This window comes from Shouchella phoenicis, from assembly GCF_047238345.1.
GTDB lineage: Bacteria > Bacillota > Bacilli > Bacillales > Bacillaceae_D > Shouchella.
This window is the reverse complement of record NZ_JBDFMQ010000001.1, coordinates 3,871,638-3,892,765: the sequence shown is the minus strand read 5'-3', so window position 1 is coordinate 3,892,765 and position 21,128 is coordinate 3,871,638. Positions and strand designations below refer to the sequence as shown.

Here is a 21,128-nt window from a genome sequence, read left to right as displayed (position 1 = left end):
CGCCTCGATCTCTCTTGGCGACTCAATTAATATACCATTTTCTCTCGTATAAAGTCAACAACTTTTTTTAAAAGAAAAAGTTTTAATTGTTTGTCCGTCTCTCAAGAGGACATGTAATAATGTATCATGCTCAAACAAAATAAACAACTAAAAATTTAGTTGTTTTTAATGTCTTTTTTTTCAAAATTTTTATTCGTAGTTGAAATTAATCCTGCTCACAAAATAAAATGCTGTACCGCTACTAATAAGGCCATCCCTGGTACTCCCAACAGCGCTATTACGCTAGCAGTCATTAGATTAATCGGTATAAATAATCCTGTCACAGTCGTTAACGAATTAAATAAAAATAAAACTAGTGCAGCAATGATAAACTTAACACCTAAGCGACCAAGAAATCGGAATGGTTTTGCTGAAGCCCCAACTAATAATAGAAGAATAACTAAAGCACCTAACAAAAGTAAAACCCAATCACCCAACATATTTCCCTCCTAGCAAACAGCTCGTCTTACTTCACTATATGTCAGCCGAAAAGAAATAGAACATAAAAAGAAGCCTCTATATTAATAGAAGCTCCTTACTAATGTTTCCTTTTACGTTCATAGCGAATCCGCGCTTCTCTAAGCAAAAAAGAATAAAGCACCTCAGCGCGCTGAACTTCTGCATGCATATCGTCAGACGCATCTAAGCTGTGATCAAGCAACCCACGTTTATAGTCCAATTGCTCTTTCAGTGAATCAACGTATTCGTAAAGCCGTTGATCCTCTTCCTTCCATAACAACCCTTTTTTTCGTATTCCAATCATTTTTTATCACCTACAACTCACGTCGACCTTCAATTGCTTTTGATAGGGTCACTTCATCTGCGTATTCCAGGTCTCCACCGACAGGTAAACCATGGGCAAGTCTTGTAACCTTTATCCCTGTGGGTTTAATTAAGCGAGAGATATACATAGCGGTCGCTTCACCTTCAATGGTTGGATTCGTTGCAATAATCACTTCTTCTACCTGACCGTTCTCTTGTAGCCTCTTAATTAACTCTGCTACCTTAATATCTTCAGGCCCAACACCGTCCATTGGCGAAATCGAACCGTGCAATACATGATATAAACCGGTATATTCCCGCATCTTTTCCATTGCAATGACGTCACGTGATTCTTGCACGACACAAATAGCCGTTTGATCTCGATGAGAATCATCGCAAATTTGACAAGGATCGGAATCCGTAATGCTATGGCAAAAAGAGCAGTACGTTAAATCTCGTTTTGCATGAACAAGCGCTTTTGCAAAATCAAGAACATCGTCTTCTTTCATATCTAATACATAAAAGGCTAAACGACTTGCTGTTTTTGGACCAATTCCCGGCAAACGAGAAAATCCTTCAATTAATTTAGCTATAGGTCTTGGATATTGCAATCAACCTGCCTCCTAGAACATTCCTGGAATATTTAAGCCTTTAGTAAACTTGCCCATGTCTTGCTCTACTAGCTCGTCTACTTGTTTCAACGCTTCATTTGTTGCGGCGACAATTAAATCTTGTAGCATTTCAATATCATCAGGATCAACTACATCTTCAGAGACTTTCACTTCTAGAATTCGCTTATCTCCTGAAGCGATAACAGTAACCATGCCACCGCCCACTGTTGCTTCAACTGTTTTTTCCTTTAGTTTTTCCTGCGCTTCTGCCATTTGCTTCTGCATCTTTTGCATTTGCTTCATCATATTACCCATGTTCTTCATAAAATCAGCTCCTTAAGAATCAATTACTTCTATTAAATCTTCACCAACAAGCTTTACAGCTTCATCCATGAACGGATCGCTTTGTGGCTTGTCGCTATCTTTGTCTTTCATATAATCTACCTTCACCTGTTCCCACTGCGTTTGTAACAACGTAGAGAAATCAGAACGTTCTCCAAATACTTGTTGAAGTACTTGGATAAGCACGTCTCGAAACTTTGTATCCATCATATCACGATGCATTTCATTTTGAAACGCCAACAGTATTTTTGCTGAGGATGCAGCAACGGGTTTACAATCATTTAACCAAGCATGAGCAGGAACGCTTAGCGATTTAACTTGCTCTTTTACATTTGCCCATTTATTTACTGTATCTTGAAGCTGGGTTTTATCGGCTGAAGCAACAACTTCCTTTACTTGCGCTGAGATCCCAGTCTTCCCTTTTCCGTTCGTTGCAGGTCTTGCGCGTGGTGGTGCTTTACGAGCTGGCGCTTGTTCCTCACTTACCGGTTGTTGAGTCGGTCTTTGCTGCAACTGCGTTTGCAGTTTATTCAATTGCTGCTTTAATCCTTCCAACTCATTGCTTTGTTGCGAAACTTGAGGTGCATCTCCAACTTCCATTACCTTAATAACAGCCATTTCCAAAATGATTTTTGGCTTTAGCGCCCATTTAATATCTTGTTGGCTATCCGTTAATTTTTGAATGATCCTATGAAGCGTTCCTACATTAAATTGCTGTGATAATTCAATAAAGGGTTCATCCACTTTCGCTCTTTCTAATAAATAGTTGGCTTCGGGAGCCGTTTTATATAGAAGTAAGTCCCTAAAATATAAAATAAGATCTTCCATTAAACGTTTAGGGTCTTTTCCATTTCGCAATGTCTCATCAACCGTCTCTAACGCCAGACGAGAATTCTCTTGAGCTAACGCACCAATAAGGTTATTAAGTGCCTCTCTTGAAACCGATCCAGTTATTACAAGTACATCGGATAAACGTACCCGTTCACCTGAGAAAGAAATGGCTTGATCAAGTAAACTTAAGGCATCCCTCATTCCACCATCAGCTGATTGTGCAATTAATTCAATTGCATCTTCCTCATAGCCTTGTTCATTATGCTCAAGAATTCGTTTCATGCGCAGCACTAATTCTTCGTTTGTTATTGGTTTAAAATCAAATCGTTGGCAGCGAGAAAGAATCGTTAAGGGTATTTTATGAGGTTCAGTCGTTGCTAAAATAAAAATTACATGTGCAGGGGGTTCTTCTAACGTCTTTAAAAGAGCATTAAATGCACCTGTAGAAAGCATATGAACCTCGTCAATAATGTAGACTTTATAAGAGGTTTCCGTAGGTGCGTATTTTACCTTCTCTCGTATGTCTCGAATCTCATCCACACCGTTATTAGAAGCGGCATCTATTTCCATCACATCAATAATGGAACCATTTGTTATCCCAATGCAGCGACTGCATTCATTACACGGTTCTGCAACCGGTGCATGTTCACAGTTAATTGCCTTCGCTACAATTTTAGCCGCACTTGTTTTCCCTGTACCTCTAGGACCAGAGAATAAATAAGCGTGCGCCATTTTCTGTTGGAGCAATGCATTTTGTAACGTTTTCGTTATATGAACTTGACCAACAACGTCTTCTAACAGCTGTGGTCGCCACACACGATAAAGGGCTTGATAGCTCATGTATTCATCCAACCTTTCACAGTCGTATCTTTATTATATCGTTTCCTTATGATCGAATAAAGCGTTAGCGCCGTTTTTCTCCTATCTATATCGTAACAGAAAAAAAGCCCGCTATTCCTAGCGAGCTTTTGGACATTCTATAAATAATACCGTGCACCTTTCCTCGATAACAACTTCATAAGCGTTACCTAAGCAGTTAGCTCGATCCAGGCACCTCTGCGGCACACGAAAGGATCCACTTACTGCTGCTTCCTTCCGGACCTGACAGGGTTCATGGGTTTCCGTTGCGCAGAACCCAAACGTCAACACCACTTACTTAGGGCAGACCTTACAAAGAAGTTACCTCAAAAAGGAATTCAACCTCGCTACAGCGGATTGCGAGTTACAGGGCACCGCTACCTCCCCGTCTAGCACGGCAAAGTGTAAACAATCATCAGTTGCACTATTAAAATAGCGCAAATCTAAGTATACGTGATCCAAATCGAAAACGCAATCCCTTACTCCTCTAATTCTTTCTTTAAACGTTTTTTCTGATCACGTATGTTCTTAAAAAACGTTGAAAGCAACTGTCCGCACTCTTCCTTTAATACACCTTCCTGTACATCGCAACGGTGATTAAAGCGTGGCTCCTGAAGTAAATTCATCAACGTTCCTGCACATCCCGCTTTATAATCAGCCGCACCGTAGACAACTTTTGGGACCCGGGCCTGGACAATCGCACCTGCGCACATCGGGCAAGGCTCTAACGTCACATACAAGGTACAGTCTTCAAGTCGCCATGTACCAAGGACTTCGCAAGCTTTTTCAATCGCAAGAATTTCCGCATGAGCAGTCGATAATTGATTTGTCTCTCGTAAATTATAGGCTGAAGCAATGATTTCATTGTCTTTCACAACAACAGCACCGATCGGCACTTCGTCGAACGTAAGTGCTTTTCTAGCCTCTGTTAGCGCACAGTTCATCCACTGTTCATCGTTTTGAATGTCCACATCTTCAGCCCCTTATATGTATACAAAAAAACGACCGCTCTTCTAGGGTCGTGTACTCTTAAAAAATATGGCGGAGGAAGAGGGATTCGAACCCCCGCGGGCTTTGACACCCCTGTCGGTTTTCAAGACCGATCCCTTCAGCCGGACTTGGGTATTCCTCCGTATCAACTGACAAAAATAATCATACAACACCTACTAAAAAAACGCAAGAAAAAACTGCCGAAAATTCGACAGTTCCTTCTATATAATGATTACTCTACGAAATGAGCTTCATGTAAGAACCAATCATCCGTTGGTGTAACAATGATTCCTTCAACGTTGTCTTTAATTCCGTGTAGATATTGCGTATAGTGCGTGAACACTAATGGAACTTCTTCATTTGCAATTTCTTGTGCTTGAGCATAAAGATCCATACGGTTTGCTTCATCTACTTCTGCAACTGCTTCATCAAGAATCGCATCTAGATCAGGGTTTGAATAGAATGCACGGTTACCTGCAGCACCGAAGTTATCCGTATGGTAAAGCGGTGCTAACGCATAGTCAGCGTCACCAGTTGCTGAGCTCCAGCCAAGGATAAACATTTCATGGTCGCCTTCACCTGTATCTTCTAAGTACGTAGCCCATTCAACAACATCTACTTCAAGCTCAATGTTCAAATCAGACAGTGCAGACTGCATGTACTCTGCCATCTGAATACGAGCTGGTGAATCATTTGTCATGATGCTAGTAGAGAAGCCATCTTCGTAACCAGCTTCTGCCAACAATTCTTGTGCAGCTTCTACATCATAAGGTAGCGCTTCTGCATTTTCATCGTGTCCGATAACGCCAGGTGCTACAGGCGTTTCAGCCGGAAAACCATAACCTTCTAGTAAATTATCAATTACAACATTTTTATCTACAGCCATCGCAATTGCTTGACGTACACGAACATCATCAAATGGCTCTACTTCTGTATTAAATCCGAAATAAGATCCAGAAATACTATCTGTCACATTTAAGCTTGCATCTTCAATGCCTTCAAGTTGAGCTAAACCAGCTGCATCAACTGTAATGAAGTGAGAATCTCCTGTTGTTAATTCTGCCAGACGAGCAGATGCATCAGGAACTGTTTTGAACGTAACAGTATCTAAAATAGCGGGCTCGCCACTCCAGTGGTCATCATAACGCTCAAACACTAGCTCAGAACTACCTACAGTACCGCTCTGGTATGAGAAGTAACCAGTTCCCGCAGGGTTATCGTTAACCGCTGTATATGGTTGTTCCCCATCTTCCATTGCAGCATAATCTGCTTCAATAACGTCTGGGCTAATCATGTAGCCACCACCATGAGCAAAGCTAAATAAGAACGCTACATCTGGCTCTTCTAATACAAATTCAATCTCGTAATCACCTAGAACATTGATTTCAGAGATTCCTTCAAAAAGAAACGCACGTTGTGAGCCAACATCTTCGTCAGTGATACGGTCGATATTCGCTTTAACTGCATCTGCGTTAAATGCTGTTCCATCATGGAACGTCACGCCTTCTTTAAGTTGGAATGTTAAGACATCTCCCTCGTCATTCCAGCTATAATCTTCTGCTAAGACATTCTGTAACTCCATATTTTCATCAAATTCAAGTAAACCTTCATAGACTTGTCCTTGAACTTGACCAGATGGCACATCATTTACTTGATGAGGATCAAGACCAACAATGTCAGATTGAGTAGAAAGTACCAAATCTCCACCTTCAACTGCTTCCCCTGATGACTCCCCACCGTCGCCATTTCCATTATCGCTGCCGCTGTCTCCTTGTCCATCATCGGCACAAGCTGCAAGACCAAGAGTAGCTGTAAGAGCTAATACTGCATAAAAAGGTGCTTTGTTTCTTTTCATAAGATGTATCCTCCCTTTGTTACTAGTGTGAGTTTTCTGTAAAACAAGCTAAACTATATAATATATTACACTATTATACAAGAATATCAACAAAATTTTTAAACAATTAAGTAACAAGGTCGTATGTCTAGATTCATAGTTTGAACTATTTTCCATCTTTCATCCTATTTAAAGACTGCTAAATAACGAGAAAAGTTCTCAGTTAAATTATCAGAAATAACTTAATTTAACAACTTTTAATCGGAATATAGCCAAGATTCAAGTAAACTTCCCTACTACGTCGATTCGATTAGACAAAATCTAAAAATTCCCTTTGAAGATTTTAGATTCTTCCTATAAAATACTATATTAAGATTATAAAATCTCATTGTTTTTCTAATTTGGGCTAGTGTATAATCAGACGATGCGAATAACGCTTAGAAAGAAAGGAAGTTGGACATGTCTCAGGAAACGAAAAGCCAAGTGCAAACTCCAGCAAAACCACAGAGACCTTGGGTACGTAACTGGAAAGCATTTTTAGGTCGGTTATTGTCAAATAAATCTGCAGTTTTTGGTGGATCACTCATTATTATCTTGGCCATTATTGCAATTATCGGACCGCTGTTAGCTCCATACGGAATTGATGACAAGGATTATGCTGTTCGTCTGCAGGGTCCATCTGCTGATTATTGGTTCGGGACGGATCATCATGGTCGTGATGTTTTTTCTAGGATTCTCCACGGGATGAGTATCACGTTTCAAATTGGTTTTGTTTCAGTTGCAATAGCTGGTACAGTTGGAACGATCATTGGAATTGTTTCTGCTTACTATGGTGGATTTATTGATACTGTTATTATGCGTATTATGGATGTGTTAATTGCATTTCCAAGTATTGTTCTTGCTCTAGCAATTGTTGCAACATTAGGACCTGGTATTGATAATATCATTTTAGCAATCTCAGTTAGTGCATTTCCAGTTTTCGCAAAAATCGCACGAGGATCAACGTTGGCTGTTAAGAAGTTAGAATATATTGACGCTGTTCGTGCACTGGGAGCATCAGACTCTAGAATTATCTTTAAACATATTTTACCGAATACAATGTCACCTTTAATTGTACAAACTACTTTATCCATAGCTACCGGCGTGCTGTCTGCTGCGGGTTTATCCTTTTTAGGCTTAGGATCACCACCGCCATCACCTGAATGGGGCGCGATGCTAAACACGGGTAGAGAGTATATGTTCCAAGCACCACATTTAACGTATGCTCCTGGTTTAGCCATTGTTGTCTTTGTACTTGCATTTAACGTATTTGGTGATGGATTACGCGATGCGCTTGATCCAAAATCAACAAAATAAGCTAAGAAAAGAGGTGTAAGAATGCTTAAATTTATTGTACGTCGGCTAATACAACTAGTACCTGTTTTAATCGGGGTTACGTTACTCGTTTTTTCATTAATGCATTTTATTCCGGGTGATCCAGCACAAGTGCTTGCTGGTGAATCTGCTACACCGCAACAAATTGAAGCGGTAAATGAGCGATTAGGTTTAAATGACCCTTACCCGGTTCAATATTTTCGCTATATGTCTAATCTTGTTCAATTTGACTTAGGGAATTCGTTAAGAAGTGGCTTACCTGTATCAGAGATGATTGGGGATCGGATATGGGTGACCGTCGAACTAGCTTTTTATAGTACCATACTAAGTATTTTCTTAGGAATTATTGCAGGCGTTTTAGCTGCTACAAAACATGGTTCATTCCGCGACTCTGCCATTATGGTCGTTGCCCTGTTTGGAATGTCGATGCCAAACTTTTGGCTTGGACTTGTGTTAATTCAATGGTTTGTACTTGGAAATGTACCGATACTAGGAAACTGGTTAAACTTTGAATGGTTTAGCCCGACAGGTTGGGGCAGCTTCAGCCAAATTGTCTTGCCAGTCTTTATGTTAGGTATTTCCGGTGCAGCGATTATTGCTCGTATGACACGGTCTAGTATGCTCGAGGTTATTCACCAAGATTACATCCGTACAGCACGTGCGAAAGGCGTTAAGGAACGAGTCGTTATTTACCAACATGCCTTAAAAAATGCGTTAATCCCAGTTATTACTGTAACGGGCTTAAGTTTTGGTAGTCTATTAGGTGGAGCGGTGTTAGCAGAAAGTGTCTTTGCGATTAACGGTATGGGCAGAATGATTATTGATGCAATTAGTACTCGTGACTTCCCTGTCATGCAAGGTGGAATTCTTGTCGCATCCTTATTATTTGTTCTTGTCATGTTCTTAGTAGACATCGCTTATCGACTTGTAAATAAACGAGTAGAGGCAGAATAATGGAATTTATCGTAGAAAGGTGTGAGATGATTGAGTAAAGATGCTATCCTGCAAATTCGCGATCTTCGTACATCCTTTTTCACTAAACAATTAGAAGTAAAAGCTGTCGATGGCGTTACATTTGATGTTGAAAAAGGAAAAACGATTGGGATTGTCGGAGAATCTGGTTCTGGTAAAAGTATCACTTCTCTATCTATATTAAACTTGCTTTCTCATCCAGGGAAAATTGTTGGGGGCGAGATCCTTTTCAAAGGGGAAGACCTGTCGAAAAAGACACCAGCACAAATGAGGAAGATTCGCGGAAACGAAATTTCAATGATCTTCCAAGAGCCGATGACATCATTGAATCCTACTTTTACAGTTGGTAGACAAATTAGTGAGTCCTTTCAAATTCACGAAGGTTTATCAAAAAAGGATGCTAGAAAACGTTCTATTGAAATGTTAAAGCTAGTTGGTATTCCATCACCTGAAAAGCGAATTGACCAATATCCATTTGAATTATCTGGTGGAATGCGTCAACGTGTGATGATCGCCATAGCTCTCGCGTGTCAACCTGAATTATTAATAGCTGATGAACCAACAACAGCATTAGATGTTACCATTCAAGCTCAAATCTTAGAATTAATAAGAGAATTACAACGTACGTTAGGCATGTCCGTTATTATGATTACACATGATTTAGGTGTTGTTGCGGAGACGTGTGACAATGTTGCGGTTATGTATGGTGGACAAGTTGTCGAGTACGCACCGATTAATGATTTATTTAAGAATCCAAGGCATCCTTACACGGTTGGTTTAATGAATTCATTACCAAAGCACGATGAAGATGTTGAAGGTGATTTAACCATTATTAAAGGGTCTGTGCCAGCACCTGCAGACATGCCAAAAGGCTGTCGTTTTGCTCCACGTTGTCCGTTTGCGAGCGAGATTTGTAAAGAGCTACCTGAATTACAAACTGAAGAAGACGGTAGACAAGTACGTTGTTGGATTTATACAGATCAATGGGATGGTCCGGAGGTGAATGTTCGTGCCGAATACGTTACTAAAAGTAGCTAATTTAAAACAATACTTTCCTATAAAAGGTGGCTTCATAGGTCGTACAGTAAACCATGTTAAAGCGGTTGACGACATATCATTTGAACTAAATGAAGGCGAAACGGTTTCAATCGTGGGGGAGTCTGGTTGCGGGAAATCCACAACTGGACGCGCCATCCTTCGTCTAGATGAGCCGACTGAAGGCTCTGTTGAATTCCAAGGAGAAGACCTTCTGTCATTAAGTCGAGGAAAAATGCGTAAAAAACGTGATGATATGCAAATTATCTTCCAAGATCCTTACGCGTCTATTAACCCTAGACAAACAGTTAGACAAGTGTTATCAGAAGCACTGACGATTCAAAAGGTAGCGCCTGCTAAAGAACATGATGGCATCATTCGTGAACTAATGAAAACCGTTGGTCTTGGTGAGCACCAAATTGATCGGTTCCCACATGAATTTAGCGGTGGTCAACGTCAGCGTGTAGGAATTGCTCGTGCATTAGCCGTTAACCCGAAATTAATTATCTGTGATGAAGCGGTGTCTGCATTAGACGTATCCATTCAAGCACAGGTTATCAACTTGTTGAAAAAGCTACAGCGTGAGCGTAAATTAACGTATTTATTTATCTCTCATGATCTTGGTGTTGTTCGTCATATCTCCGATCGCGTAATTGTTATGTACTTGGGTAAGATTGTTGAAATCGGCGACAAAAAATCGGTTTTTGATAATCCTCAACACCCGTATACAAAAGCATTGCTATCGGCGATTCCAAGTCCTGACCCGATTGTGAAGAAAGAACGTATTATTCTTCAAGGTGACGTACCATCTCCTATTGATCCACCGAATGGCTGTCGTTTCCATACGCGTTGTCCATTTGCGACTGATAAGTGTCGTACGGAAAACCCAGAACTTCGTACAACAGATGATATGAAGGAAGGGCACAGAGGTGCGTGTCACTATATGGAAGAGATTACGGCTGGAAAAATGGAGCCTGCTTATTCATAAGAAAAACCAGTTAGCTGTAGCAGCTAACTGGTTTTTTTATAATACTTTACTTAAGAATGCCTTTGTTCGCTCGTGCTTTGTTTCATCAAATAATTGTTCGGGTGTACCCTCTTCCACGATTTTGCCTTGATCCATAAAAAACACACGGTCGCCTACTTCTCGAGCAAAGCCCATCTCATGCGTAACCACGACCATTGTCATTCCATCAAGGGCAAGGTCTTTCATTACGTTTAATACATCCCCTACAAGTTCTGGGTCAAGAGCGGATGTAGGTTCATCAAATAACATAATCTTTGGATTCATAGACAACGCACGTGCTATTGCTACACGTTGTTTTTGTCCACCAGATAAACTAGCGGGATAGTCGTTGGCTTTATCACTTAAACCAACTTTTTCAAGGAGAGCCATTGATTTTTTTTTGGCTTCCTCTTTGTCTAGTTTTTTTATTTTCATTGGCGCGAGCGTAATATTTTCTAGAACTGTTTTATGAGGAAATAAATTAAAGTGCTGGAACACCATTCCGACATCTTGACGAATGCGGTTTAAATCTGTCTTTGGATCCGCTATATTCACATCTTCAATGTATACATCCCCTGATGTAATATGCTCAAGACGATTTAAACAACGTAAAAATGTGCTTTTTCCTGAACCAGAAGGGCCAATCACACAAACCACTTCTTTTTCATTAATTTTCGTTGAAATTCCCTTTAATACTTCATTTTCTCCAAATGATTTATGCAAATCTTTTACGGTAATCATTAGTGATCAAGTCTCCGTTCTATATACCTTAATAAGATTGAAGCTGGTATCGTGATCGATAGATAAAATAAACAAACTAATAAATATGTATCGAAATAGGAGGCGGAAATCCCTGTATACGTTCGGCTTTGATACATTAAATCAGCGACAGCAATCGTCGACAAAAGTGAAGTATCTTTTAAACTAATGACAAACTGATTTCCAAACGGTGGAATCATAACCTTTACTGCCTGTGGCCAAACAATATGACGCATCGTTTGACCACTTGTTAGCCCTAGCGAACGCCCTGCTTCCATTTGCCCTCTATCTATTGATTGTACAGCGCCTCTTACAATTTCCGCAATATATGCCCCTGAATTTATCGCAATTACAAAAATTCCTGTGTATAACGGATCAAACCGCATCCCAAAGATTCCAGGTATACCAAAATGAATAAAGAAAATTTGTGCAAGCAGTGGTGTTCCCCGAATGATCTCTACAAAAATAACAGCAATTGCTTTTAATAGATGAAATTGAGAAAGCTTCATTAAGCCTACTATGGTTCCGATAAGGCTCCCGAGAAATACACCAACAATCGTAATAATAATGGTTAGCTTTAAGCCTTCTACTAAAAATGGAAATGCACCAAAATCCATTCTATTTCTCCTTTCATTAATAGAGTTGCTCATTCATTAAGAACAAGCAACTCCATTCATTTACATGCCTTCTGGTCGTTCGCCAAAGTACTCTTCATAGATGTCACCGTACGTACCGTTATCCATTAAAGTTGATAATGCCTCATTAACATCCTCTACTAAATCCGAACCTTTTGGAAAAGCGATCCCATACTCTTCACCAGTTAACATGTCACCTACAATTTTCATGGAGCCTTCTCCTTGCTGCTGCATGAAGTATTGTACGTTAGGCATGTCATAAAGTGCAGCATCTACATGGCCAGTAAGTAACGCTTGATAGGCTTCAGTAATCTCCGGATAAGCATCCGATGCCGCATCTGTATTTTCCTCAAGGTATGTTTGACTTGTTGAAGATAATCTCGTCGATACGGTATGAGATTCATTTAAATCATCGATAGACTCAATTGTGTCGTTATCCTCAGCTACTGCTAAAATTAAGCCAGATTCATAGTAGGGGTCTGAGAAATCGATGTTTTCTTTACGCTCCTCTGTAATGGTCATTCCATTAATGGCTGCATCATAAGAACCTTGTTCAATGCCAGAAAGGGCACCGGTAAAATCCATTTGGTGAAAAACAACTTCAAAGCCTACTTCATCTGCAATAGCTTCCATCAGCTCAATATCAAAGCCAATTAGCTCATTTGTTTCTAGGTCAATAAACTCAAACGGGACAAAATTGTTGTCTGTCGCAACATCATATGTAATCGTTTCGGAATCCTGATTGCCATCCTCACCAGAAGTTGTATCTTGACCAGACGTATCGTCACTGCCACAAGCTACTAAAAGTAAGAACGTTCCTGCGATGGTAAAAGCTAATCGCTTTTGCATAAAATCTCCCCTTTTATCTTTTATTTCAGTTAATTTAAACAGTTTAGCATATTCTATTTCTAAAGACAAAAATCATATAGGCCCTTATTCTTGCAAGTACGGTTGTATAACGGTCTTAAAGGAGCATGCCTCCCTCATTCGTAATTTTTGGATTATGTATCGTTTTCACAAAAAAGAGGATTGGAGTGAGGTTCTCCAATCCTTGTTTCACTTTATGCCAATTTAAAACAAACAACCTTCTCTTCGGTCATTTCATTAATGGAAAATTTAACTCCTTCTCTCCCGATACCAGATTGCTTCGTTCCACCAAATGGCATAGCATCAATCCGAAAATCAGTGCTATCATTAATCATGACGCCTCCGACGTGGAGCTCTTTAATTAGTGTAAACGCGCGTTGAAGATCTTTTGTAAATAGACCTGCCTGCAAACCATACTCTGTTTGATTTGCTTTTTCAACCGCTTCATCAAGGTTCGAATACGGATAAAGCAAAACAACAGGTCCAAACACTTCTTCCCTACCAAGATGGCAATCATCTGGTACATCTTCTAGAACGGTTGGTTCGTAATAAGCCCCGTCTCGGCTCCCACCTGTTAAAATGGTTGCACCTGACCGAACCGCATCTTCAACCATAAAAGCAACACGCTTTGCTTCTTTTTCATTAATTAATGGACCCATATCTGTTGTTTCATCAAGCTTTGACCCTAATCGATACGTTTTTGCTTCTGATATAAATTTTTCTTTAAACGTTCCATAAATTGTTTCGTCTACGTAGATCCGCTGCACACCAATGCAGTTTTGACCTGCAGCCCAAAATGCACCACTTACACATGCAGGCACCGCTTCTTCTAACGAAGCATCATCTAGAACAATAACAGGTGAATTAGAGCCGAGCTCCATGCTTTTCTTTTTTAAACCAGCTTGATTGGCAATTTTTAAGCCAGCCTCCATTCCACCTGTAAAAGAGATCATTCGTACGTCAGGGTGTGTCATCAAGATCTCTCCTATTTCAGATCCGACCCCCGTAATGACAGATAGTATCCCTTTAGGCAGTTCCGCATAATCAAACGCTTCTGCTAAAAAGAGTGCGCTAAGAGGAGTAGCTGTAGCTGGCTTTACGACTATTGCATTACCTGCTGCAATAGCAGGACCAATCTTATGAGCCACTAAATTTAATGGATCATTAAAAGGGGTGATGGCGCCAATAATTCCAAGCGGTACTCGTTCATAGTAGCCAAACCGGCCAACTCCCCCTTGCGACTGATCAAAAGGAATGGTTTCCCCAGTGACTCTACGGGCTTCTTCTGCAGAGAGACGCAAGGTCTCCACACATCTGCCTGCTTCTTTTCGCGCTTCTTTAATCGTTTTGCTACCCTCTTTAGCAATGGTTCGAGCAAACGCTTCTTTATGTGTCTCTACATAGTCCGCTGCTTTATTCAGAATCTCCATTCGTTTGTAGACAGGTAGAACAGCAGACTCTTTTGCACCTTTCTTTGCTAATTCAATTGCATGAGCCATATCGTTTTGTGACGCTCTTGGAACGACTGCAATCAGATCATCGTCTTCAGGGTTACGAACTTCTAGCACTTGCTCTCTTTCCACCCATTCACCAGCAACATACATCTTTTGACGTTTCAAATCTAATTTCATAGGAATAACCTCCCTAATTCATCAATGTCATATTGGCTTGTTTTTGAACATGCAGATGACAGTAAATTAAATCAATCAACAACGCGAAGCCGGTTTCGCTTTTACCTGCTCCAGCTCCTGTTAACGTAATCTCACCTGACATATTGCATGTATACGTCACGGCATTCGTTGCACCGCCAATACTTGCTAAAGGATGATCCATCGCAACTTCCACCGGTTTGACAGACGCACGAATATCTCCATTTGGCAGCTCTTCCACCGTTCCAAGCATTTTCCAACATCGTTGATTCGCTTTAGCAGCCACTATCGCTTCACGTGATAACGTATTTAATCCTCTGCATTCTACTTGATCCACCGTTATGTGTTTGCCCATTATGGCATTGGCTAAGATGACGACTTTATACATCGCGTCATAACCCTCTACATCACTCGTTGGATCAGCCTCCGCATATCCTTTTTCCTGTGCTTCTTTTAAAGCTGCTTCGTATGATTTGCCAGTTTCCATTTGAGTGATCATATAATTGGTTGTTCCGTTTAAAATTCCACTAATCTTTGTGATGTTGTTGCCAATCAAAGTCGTTTTTGGCAGTCGTAATGCTGGTGTTCCACTCATAACGGTTCCTTCATAGCCTAAAAAAACGCTGTTTTCTTTTGCTAATTGCTCCAGCTCTTTTAATGCGAGCGCAATTGGCCCCTTATTTGTCATGACGACACTTTTCTTATGTTCAAAAGCTGTCTTGCAATGGGTGATCGCCGGCTCTCCCGTTTTAACGTTTGTATAGGTTGCTTCAACCACAGCATCTGCATTGCTTTCAATAATTGTTGCGATCGCATCAAGCCCTCGCACTAATTCATTAGAACCTGGGTACGTATCTAGAGAGCCGGTTTCTTCTAGTGTTTCGAGAACAAGCTTTAAATTAAGACCATTTGGATCATAAATTGATCCTTTCCTAAAATCAGAGATCGCCACAACAATAGGATCAAATCCTACCTCTACTTTTGCTTTTTCACTGTTATGAATTAAGTGATCGACTAGACCTTGACCGACAACACCAAATCCAAGTAATGCTAATTTAAGCCTCACTTCTCATTCCCCCTGTTTAATGCAGCTAGTGCCGTCACAGCCATCATACTGGCGCCCTTTTTTAAACATGATTCATCAATTTGAAAATGTGGAGTATGCAAATCAAATTGTCCATTTGTTGGTTTGCATCCTAAGAAAAACATTGCTGCTTTTGTTTTTTCAGCCGTATAAGCGAAATCTTCACTTCCCATTCCAAAAGGTTCATCAATAATCGCATCGTTTGGATAGAGCAGCATCGCCGACTGCACGACAAGATCAATCGCTTCACTATGATTCTCAAGCGGAGGTTCACCAGGTTCAATCACACACGAGCCCTCCCCACCAAAGACATTAGCAAGGCTAAACGCATTCTTTATTTCTCCAAGTAAAAATGCTCTCGTAGAAGCCGTATAACACCTCAATGTTCCTTCTACATAGACTTCAGAAGGAATGACATTATTTGCTGCGCCACCTTGAATCATCCCTACACTCAAAACAGCTGATTCCAATGGTGAAACAAGCCTTCCTTGCAGGCTATAAAGCGCCGGTAGAACTTGGGACAGTAGCCATACTGAATCTTTACCTAGGTGAGGATACGCTCCATGCCCACCAGTTCCTTTAATGGTACCTTTAAAAACGTCAAGACTTCCCATAGAAGGTCCTTTATGAACCTGAATGGCATCAGGTGTCAGCCATGGACACATGTGGAGCGCAAACGCCAGATCGACCTCATCATAGATACCCTCCTCGATTAAGTACATGCCACCTGACTTGTTATGCTCGTCGGTCGCTTCCTCAGCTGGTTGAAAAACAAAATGAACGGTGCCACGTATCGATTCATTTTTAAATTGCTCTGAAAGCAGTGTAGCTGTCCCTAGAAGAATGGCTGTATGTGCATCATGTCCGCACGCGTGCATCACACCTGGATTCTGACTCGAAAAGGAGACATCTGCCTCCTCTTCAATCGGTAATGCGTCCATATCAGCACGTAAAGCAACTGTCGGCCCTGTTCCACTTGATAATGTTCCGATCACGCCGTATCCACGTTTAGATTGGCGAACCTGCACCCCTGGTATTTGTTCAAGTTGCATTTTAACAAAAGTGGACGTCTCCTTTTCTTGAAAGCTACATTCGGGATATTGATGAAGGTGACGCCGCCATTTTATGATTTTGTCTTCGAGCTCCAGCGCTCGTTTTTTTAATTCCTCCATCTTAAACGCCTACTTTAGCAGCCTCGAACGCTTGCTTAAAGTCGTTAATAATGTCTTCGATATCTTCAATTCCGCACGACACACGAATGAGTCCTTCAGGAATGCCCATTGCAGCACGCTCTTCAGGTGTACATTCAACGTGGCTTGTTGTTCTTGCAGGTCCAACCGTTGTCTCAACAGCTCCTAAGTTGGCAGCACGATTGGCATACTGTAACTTCGGCAAAAGATGACGGACTGTATCGACTCCCCCTGCAACGGCAAAGCTCAACATGCCGCCAAAGCCAGACATTTGTTCTTTCGCAATGGCATGGTTTGGGTGATCTTCAAGCCCTGGATAAAAGACTTGCTCTACACCCTCTACTTCTTTAAGAAATGTCGCAAGCTTCATCGCATTCTCGGCTTGGCGTTTTACCCGCAGGTCGAGTGTTTTCATGCCACGCAGGAGTAAATAAGCAGCCCATGGATCCATTGTCGCACCATTAATTTCGCGATAATGATAAATTGCGTCCACCAATGAATGGTCATAGCCAACAACCACGCCTCCTAACGCATCAGCATGACCACCTAAGAACTTTGTTGCGCTGTGAATAACGAGATCTGCACCGAGCTTTAATGGATTTTGATTAACAGGAGTAGCAAATGTATTATCGACAATGACTAGCGCTCCTGCCTCATGACCTGCTTCTGCACACTTTTTAATATCAGTAATCTTGACTGTTGGATTGGTTGGTGTCTCAAGATATAAGATCTTACATCCTTTTGCTGTTTCCTCTAATATTTGCTCATGGTTCCCTGTTTCGCAGAACTGAACCTCTACATTCATGTTTGGCAAAAACTCAGTAAAAATTTTATTCGTGCCCCCGTACGTATCTTTAATCGTTACGACACGATCCCCAGGACGGAGGAACGTATAAAGTGAATTTGAAATCGCAGCCATGCCGGTAGAGAAACTCGTTGCTGCGTTCGCTCCCTCCAATACCTTCACTTTATCTTCAAACGCTTGCACCGTTGGATTCGTATTACGACCATAAATATGACCTTTCTTCCGACCAATCGCTACTTCATACCACTCATCCATATCATCGTAGCCAAACGCTACACTCGGAATGACGGGTACTTGTGTGGCTCCGTGCACTAAATAGTCTTTCTCGCCAGCCCATACGGCTTTCGTTGCTAACTTTACTTCATTCATTTCTGTCATGTGATTCATCCCCTATCTTTGTTTACGATGCTGAATGGATTGATGTGTTTGATAACAATTGTCTTGGAAAATTACATAAGAGCTCGCAACTATCTTTTGTCACGCGTATTGATTCGCTTATTTCTACGCCAAAGTCTTCATACCACATGCCTGGGATTACGTGGAAAGCCATGTTTTCTCGAATGATCGTTTGATCCCCTTTTCGTAAGCTTGCAGTGTGCTCGCCCCAATCAGGTGGATAATTTAATCCTGTTGAATAGCCTAATCGTGATTTTTTATTTAACCCATAACGATTAATGGTTTTTTGCCAAACTGCTTCCACTTGCTCACATGTTACACCTGGCTTAATGAAACCCATCACTTCATTTAACCCTTCCACCACAATATCTGCCACGTCCGAAACCCGTTGTTGCGGCTTCCCAATCGTAATCGTTCTTGCCAAAGGGGCATGATAACGCTGATGACAGCCTGCAAGTTCAATGATGACCGTTTCCTCATTTGGGTAGCGTTGATCGTTCCAGGTAATGTGAGGTGCGCTTGTTTTAATCCCTGCAGGTAAGAGTGGGACAATCGCTGGATAGTCGCCCCCACTTTCTTCTGTCCCTGAAATTTGCGCATGATAAATATCTGCGACCACATCGCATTCTCTTGCACCAGCTTGGATGGCATTCATACCTGCATACATCGCTTTTGAAGCAATTTTTCCTGCCTGCTTCATATAATGAATTTCTTGTTCAGATTTAATAATTCTGACCCAATTGACTAAATTCGTTGCATCTACAAACGACGCATTCGGTAACGCTCGTTTTAAACGATGATGGGCTTGAGCCGTATAGTAGTACGTATCCATTTCCACACCGATTGCACGATTTGATTGACCGATATCCGCTAGAACTTTACCAATAAAATCCATCGGATGCTGTTCTTCTGATTGCACGTAGTAATCAGGGTACGAAATAATTCGCTCGTGCATTAACCATGTTGTCTGCTTAGCTACATTGGCATCCATACTTCGACCAAGCCATATGGGCTGCTCTTCATCAATTAAGATGACTAACATTTGATGAACATAAAAGGACCAACCGTTAAATCCGGATAGATAATTCATATTTGCTGGATCTGTTATTAATAAGACGTCGACTCCCTGCTGAGCCATTTTCTTTTTCGTATTCGCAATCCGAGCTTGAAACTCCTCTAATGTAAATGGAAACATAATCACCTTGCCTCCTTAAATATCCAAATGATTCTATATGGACATTATATAAAGTCAGCTGTCTAAACGTAATGTAAAAAATGTATGAAAATTAGGTTAATTTATTAGACAGTTTGAAATGCACACTCTTTTTTCCTTGTTTGACAAGGGCTTTAGATGTTAACGGATCTAACAAACGAAAAACACCTACGAGTGAGGTGTTTCCATGTTTTCGCTAATTTGATAGGTTCGAATGCTTAAATCAAGTAAAAATAAGTTATCAGGGTTTGCTAAGGATAAACCGGTGATCGATTCAATTTTTCGTAAGCGATACAAGAGAGATTGTCGATGCAAATGTAAGACTCTAGCCGTTTGCGAAACTTTATTTTGGTTTCGCTGATATGCAATAAAGGTTCCAATCAAATCAATCTCTCTTAAAGTAGAGTAGTCAATAAGAGGGGTGACATATCCTTCAATTAAAGCTTTTAATTCATCAACCTCACCAATTTTATGCAAAACTCGATCAATTTTTGTATCAGAGTAATAAATGCGGCTTCCTTTACCTAATCGACCAAATCCTAATAAAAGTGCTTGTTTTGCTTCTTTATAACGCTCTTCAAACTCTGAAGGTTCTATTACGGCATCACCAACTGCCCACGTAAGTTCAACATCAGGTAACAAGTGATCAAGTCTTCGATACAACAAATCTAAAAAGCTATTTACGGTTGCTTTATAATCATCTGCCGAAACTTCAAGGAAGATGACAATCTGTCCTTCTAAGAAGGTTGACATGCACGCTCGTTCAATCGTAGATCCAGCAAAATAAATTTCTTCTTCGATATAATGAACCATACTATGAAGCCATTCATCGAAGGTTGCCGATTGGTTTCCTTCTCTAAAAAGTTCTTCAAAGTTGTGAGGAGCCCCGACAATGGCAAGGTACGGAAGGTTTAAATTGTACCCCATCGCTTGAGCCTTTGTTTTTAACAGTTTTGTCTGCATCCCGTTTGCAAGATCAGCGACAAAGTTATCTCGAATCCTTGCCTCGGCCTCCTGTACAGCATTTTCTTGCAAAAACCAGAAAGCTGCGGCAGTTACCGTATGTTCTAAAATAATTAAAAATCCCTGCTCATCCACCTGGTCTTGTTTTTCCAATGGCTTTGTAAACAAATAACCTTGTATATGGTTATTCGTTTGGATAATCGGTAACACATAAATGGTCTCTTCTTCTAAACATACTTCTTGCAGCTTGCTTTCTAAAGGATGATGTTCACTTATATAATCAAAAGATTTTATATTTTTTAATGCGACCCGCACGTGATTTTCAAAATTAGCTGTACTAAGGTTACTCTTCCCTTTTATGACGCCTAGATGATCCGTTATCACAAGGGGCACAGATAAACAATCGGACACATGGCTAATGATCGTTGACAGCCGCTCACCTGCAAGCGTTAACGTTAAGAGTTCTTGTTGAATGCCTTGAGTAAAACGAATACCGGCTTGCTTTTGATCCATTAAGCGTGCCGTCACAGCTTGCGTTAAATCAGCAAAGCGAATTTCCCACGGTAGAAAAATAATGGGAAGCTGATGTTCTTCTGCCAACGTTTTAGCGTCTTCATATAGTTCAAAAATATAGCGTCCAGTCGCTATAGCCAATGCAGCTGCTTCAGACTTAATGACATCAGATACAAATTCAAAAAATTGCTTTGGATCATGCCCGTACCCAATTCCTGTCGTTAAAACAAGCTCGTGTTTACGTATGAAATTTTCAACGGGTGCCTCTGTAATGGATACCCACTCCACTTGTTTATCCACAATATAACGCGATGCTGTTTTTACGGTTGCAGGTTTCATAATCTCGAGCTTCATAATTTCTTCTAAGTTCAACATCATTTTGCACCCCATCGTCTGTTCT

20 protein-coding genes, 1 tRNA gene and 1 other RNA gene are annotated in these 21,128 nt (G+C 40.8%); 4 read left to right on the top strand and 18 right to left on the bottom strand.

All coding sequences use genetic code 11. From position 1 onward, the window contains the following. Nucleotides 1-215 precede the first annotated feature (215 nt). From ABC361_RS20640 to ABC361_RS20600, 9 genes are all read right to left on the bottom strand, one after another. Nucleotides 216-476, bottom strand: coding sequence for a pro-sigmaK processing inhibitor BofA family protein (locus ABC361_RS20640; protein WP_413075685.1), 261 nt, complete (start codon nt 474-476; stop codon nt 216-218). 101 nt (nt 477-577) lie between these two features. Then, complete coding sequence (locus ABC361_RS20635; RefSeq protein ID WP_413075684.1) at nt 578-802, bottom strand: YaaL family protein; 225 nt, start codon at nt 800-802, stop codon at nt 578-580. A 10-nt stretch (nt 803-812) separates the two neighbouring features. Further along, nucleotides 813-1,412, bottom strand: a complete 600-nt coding sequence (recR, locus tag ABC361_RS20630) for a recombination mediator RecR (protein ID WP_099305837.1) — start codon at nt 1,410-1,412, stop codon at nt 813-815. A 12-nt stretch (nt 1,413-1,424) separates the two neighbouring features. Next, nucleotides 1,425-1,736 (bottom strand): YbaB/EbfC family nucleoid-associated protein, encoded by a 312-nt coding sequence (locus tag ABC361_RS20625; RefSeq protein ID WP_413075683.1) that lies wholly within the window; start codon nt 1,734-1,736, stop codon nt 1,425-1,427. 12 nt (nt 1,737-1,748) lie between these two features. Next, a complete protein-coding gene (gene dnaX, locus ABC361_RS20620; protein WP_413075682.1) occupies nt 1,749-3,425 on the bottom strand; it encodes a DNA polymerase III subunit gamma/tau in 1,677 nt (558 codons plus the stop codon). A 149-nt stretch (nt 3,426-3,574) separates the two neighbouring features. Beyond that, an RNA gene (gene ffs / locus ABC361_RS20615) (signal recognition particle sRNA large type) lies at nt 3,575-3,841 on the bottom strand. A gap of 81 nt (nt 3,842-3,922) precedes the next feature. Then, entirely contained in the window at nt 3,923-4,408 is a 486-nt protein-coding gene (gene tadA / locus ABC361_RS20610; protein ID WP_413075821.1) for a tRNA adenosine(34) deaminase TadA, read from the bottom strand. A gap of 74 nt (nt 4,409-4,482) precedes the next feature. Continuing rightward, nucleotides 4,483-4,575: transfer RNA gene (locus ABC361_RS20605), tRNA-Ser, on the bottom strand. A 90-nt stretch (nt 4,576-4,665) separates the two neighbouring features. Next, nucleotides 4,666-6,288, bottom strand: coding sequence for a glutathione ABC transporter substrate-binding protein (locus tag ABC361_RS20600; protein WP_413075681.1), 1,623 nt, complete (start codon nt 6,286-6,288; stop codon nt 4,666-4,668). A gap of 438 nt (nt 6,289-6,726) precedes the next feature. Here ABC361_RS20600 and ABC361_RS20595 point away from each other — a divergent pair, with 438 nt between their 5' ends. Genes ABC361_RS20595 through ABC361_RS20580 form a run of 4 tightly spaced genes read left to right on the top strand, consistent with a single transcriptional unit; the run spans nt 6,727 to nt 10,636 of the window. Beyond that, a complete protein-coding gene (locus tag ABC361_RS20595) occupies nt 6,727-7,623 on the top strand; it encodes an ABC transporter permease (RefSeq protein WP_413075680.1) in 897 nt (298 codons plus the stop codon). A gap of 21 nt (nt 7,624-7,644) precedes the next feature. Beyond that, on the top strand, nt 7,645-8,595 hold the full coding sequence (locus ABC361_RS20590; RefSeq protein ID WP_413075679.1) for an ABC transporter permease: 951 nt from the start codon (nt 7,645-7,647) through the stop codon (nt 8,593-8,595). A gap of 30 nt (nt 8,596-8,625) precedes the next feature. After that, complete coding sequence (locus ABC361_RS20585) at nt 8,626-9,651, top strand: ABC transporter ATP-binding protein (RefSeq protein WP_255224318.1); 1,026 nt, start codon at nt 8,626-8,628, stop codon at nt 9,649-9,651. Beyond that, a complete protein-coding gene (locus ABC361_RS20580) occupies nt 9,617-10,636 on the top strand; it encodes an ABC transporter ATP-binding protein (RefSeq protein WP_413075678.1) in 1,020 nt (339 codons plus the stop codon). Before ABC361_RS20585 ends, ABC361_RS20580 begins: the two co-directional genes overlap by 35 nt. Before the next feature lie 36 nt (nt 10,637-10,672). Here the strand turns inward: ABC361_RS20580 and ABC361_RS20575 are convergent, their stop codons facing one another. The 9 genes from ABC361_RS20575 to ABC361_RS20535 all read right to left on the bottom strand — a co-directional run bounded on the left by ABC361_RS20575 (nt 10,673) and on the right by ABC361_RS20535 (nt 21,106). Continuing rightward, nucleotides 10,673-11,395, bottom strand: coding sequence for an amino acid ABC transporter ATP-binding protein (locus tag ABC361_RS20575; protein ID WP_413075677.1), 723 nt, complete (start codon nt 11,393-11,395; stop codon nt 10,673-10,675). Then, nucleotides 11,395-12,030, bottom strand: coding sequence for an amino acid ABC transporter permease (locus ABC361_RS20570; RefSeq protein ID WP_413075676.1), 636 nt, complete (start codon nt 12,028-12,030; stop codon nt 11,395-11,397). Before ABC361_RS20570 ends, ABC361_RS20575 begins: the two co-directional genes overlap by 1 nt. Nucleotides 12,031-12,090: 60 nt before the next feature. Next, nucleotides 12,091-12,897 carry a transporter substrate-binding domain-containing protein gene (locus tag ABC361_RS20565; protein ID WP_413075675.1) on the bottom strand — a complete coding sequence of 269 codons (807 nt, stop codon included), beginning with the start codon at nt 12,895-12,897 and terminating at the stop codon, nt 12,091-12,093. Nucleotides 12,898-13,109: 212 nt separating this feature from the next. Continuing rightward, nucleotides 13,110-14,546: an aldehyde dehydrogenase family protein gene (locus ABC361_RS20560; RefSeq protein WP_413075674.1), complete on the bottom strand. Its 1,437-nt coding sequence runs from the start codon at nt 14,544-14,546 to the stop codon at nt 13,110-13,112. Between the two features lie 13 nt (nt 14,547-14,559). Further along, on the bottom strand, nt 14,560-15,630 hold the full coding sequence (locus ABC361_RS20555; protein WP_413075673.1) for a homoserine dehydrogenase: 1,071 nt from the start codon (nt 15,628-15,630) through the stop codon (nt 14,560-14,562). Next, complete coding sequence (locus ABC361_RS20550; RefSeq protein ID WP_413075672.1) at nt 15,627-16,820, bottom strand: M20 metallopeptidase family protein; 1,194 nt, start codon at nt 16,818-16,820, stop codon at nt 15,627-15,629. Before ABC361_RS20550 ends, ABC361_RS20555 begins: the two co-directional genes overlap by 4 nt. 1 nt (nt 16,821) lies before the next feature. Then, nucleotides 16,822-18,021: a cystathionine gamma-synthase family protein gene (locus ABC361_RS20545; protein ID WP_413075671.1), complete on the bottom strand. Its 1,200-nt coding sequence runs from the start codon at nt 18,019-18,021 to the stop codon at nt 16,822-16,824. Nucleotides 18,022-18,043: 22 nt separating this feature from the next. Then, on the bottom strand, nt 18,044-19,234 hold the full coding sequence (locus ABC361_RS20540; protein ID WP_413075670.1) for a M24 family metallopeptidase: 1,191 nt from the start codon (nt 19,232-19,234) through the stop codon (nt 18,044-18,046). Nucleotides 19,235-19,420: 186 nt separating this feature from the next. Continuing rightward, entirely contained in the window at nt 19,421-21,106 is a 1,686-nt protein-coding gene (locus tag ABC361_RS20535) for a PucR family transcriptional regulator (protein ID WP_413075669.1), read from the bottom strand. Between the last annotated feature and the right edge of the window lie 22 nt (nt 21,107-21,128).

Coding starts and splice junctions, on each gene's coding strand:
- ABC361_RS20535 (WP_413075669.1), bottom strand. CDS start 21,106: ATGATGTTGAACTTAGAAGAAATTATGAAGCTCGAGATTATGAAACCT.
- ABC361_RS20635 (WP_413075684.1), bottom strand. CDS start 802: ATGATTGGAATACGAAAAAAAGGGTTGTTATGGAAGGAAGAGGATCAA.
- ABC361_RS20600 (WP_413075681.1), bottom strand. CDS start 6,288: ATGAAAAGAAACAAAGCACCTTTTTATGCAGTATTAGCTCTTACAGCT.
- ABC361_RS20625 (WP_413075683.1), bottom strand. CDS start 1,736: ATGAAGAACATGGGTAATATGATGAAGCAAATGCAAAAGATGCAGAAG.
- ABC361_RS20590 (WP_413075679.1), top strand. CDS start 7,645: ATGCTTAAATTTATTGTACGTCGGCTAATACAACTAGTACCTGTTTTA.
- ABC361_RS20545 (WP_413075671.1), bottom strand. CDS start 18,021: ATGACAGAAATGAATGAAGTAAAGTTAGCAACGAAAGCCGTATGGGCT.
- ABC361_RS20570 (WP_413075676.1), bottom strand. CDS start 12,030: ATGGATTTTGGTGCATTTCCATTTTTAGTAGAAGGCTTAAAGCTAACC.
- dnaX (WP_413075682.1), bottom strand. CDS start 3,425: ATGAGCTATCAAGCCCTTTATCGTGTGTGGCGACCACAGCTGTTAGAA.
- ABC361_RS20575 (WP_413075677.1), bottom strand. CDS start 11,395: ATGATTACCGTAAAAGATTTGCATAAATCATTTGGAGAAAATGAAGTA.
- ABC361_RS20580 (WP_413075678.1), top strand. CDS start 9,617: ATGTTCGTGCCGAATACGTTACTAAAAGTAGCTAATTTAAAACAATAC.
- ABC361_RS20595 (WP_413075680.1), top strand. CDS start 6,727: ATGTCTCAGGAAACGAAAAGCCAAGTGCAAACTCCAGCAAAACCACAG.
- ABC361_RS20560 (WP_413075674.1), bottom strand. CDS start 14,546: ATGAAATTAGATTTGAAACGTCAAAAGATGTATGTTGCTGGTGAATGG.
- ABC361_RS20550 (WP_413075672.1), bottom strand. CDS start 16,820: ATGGAGGAATTAAAAAAACGAGCGCTGGAGCTCGAAGACAAAATCATA.
- ABC361_RS20540 (WP_413075670.1), bottom strand. CDS start 19,234: ATGTTTCCATTTACATTAGAGGAGTTTCAAGCTCGGATTGCGAATACG.
- ABC361_RS20565 (WP_413075675.1), bottom strand. CDS start 12,897: ATGCAAAAGCGATTAGCTTTTACCATCGCAGGAACGTTCTTACTTTTA.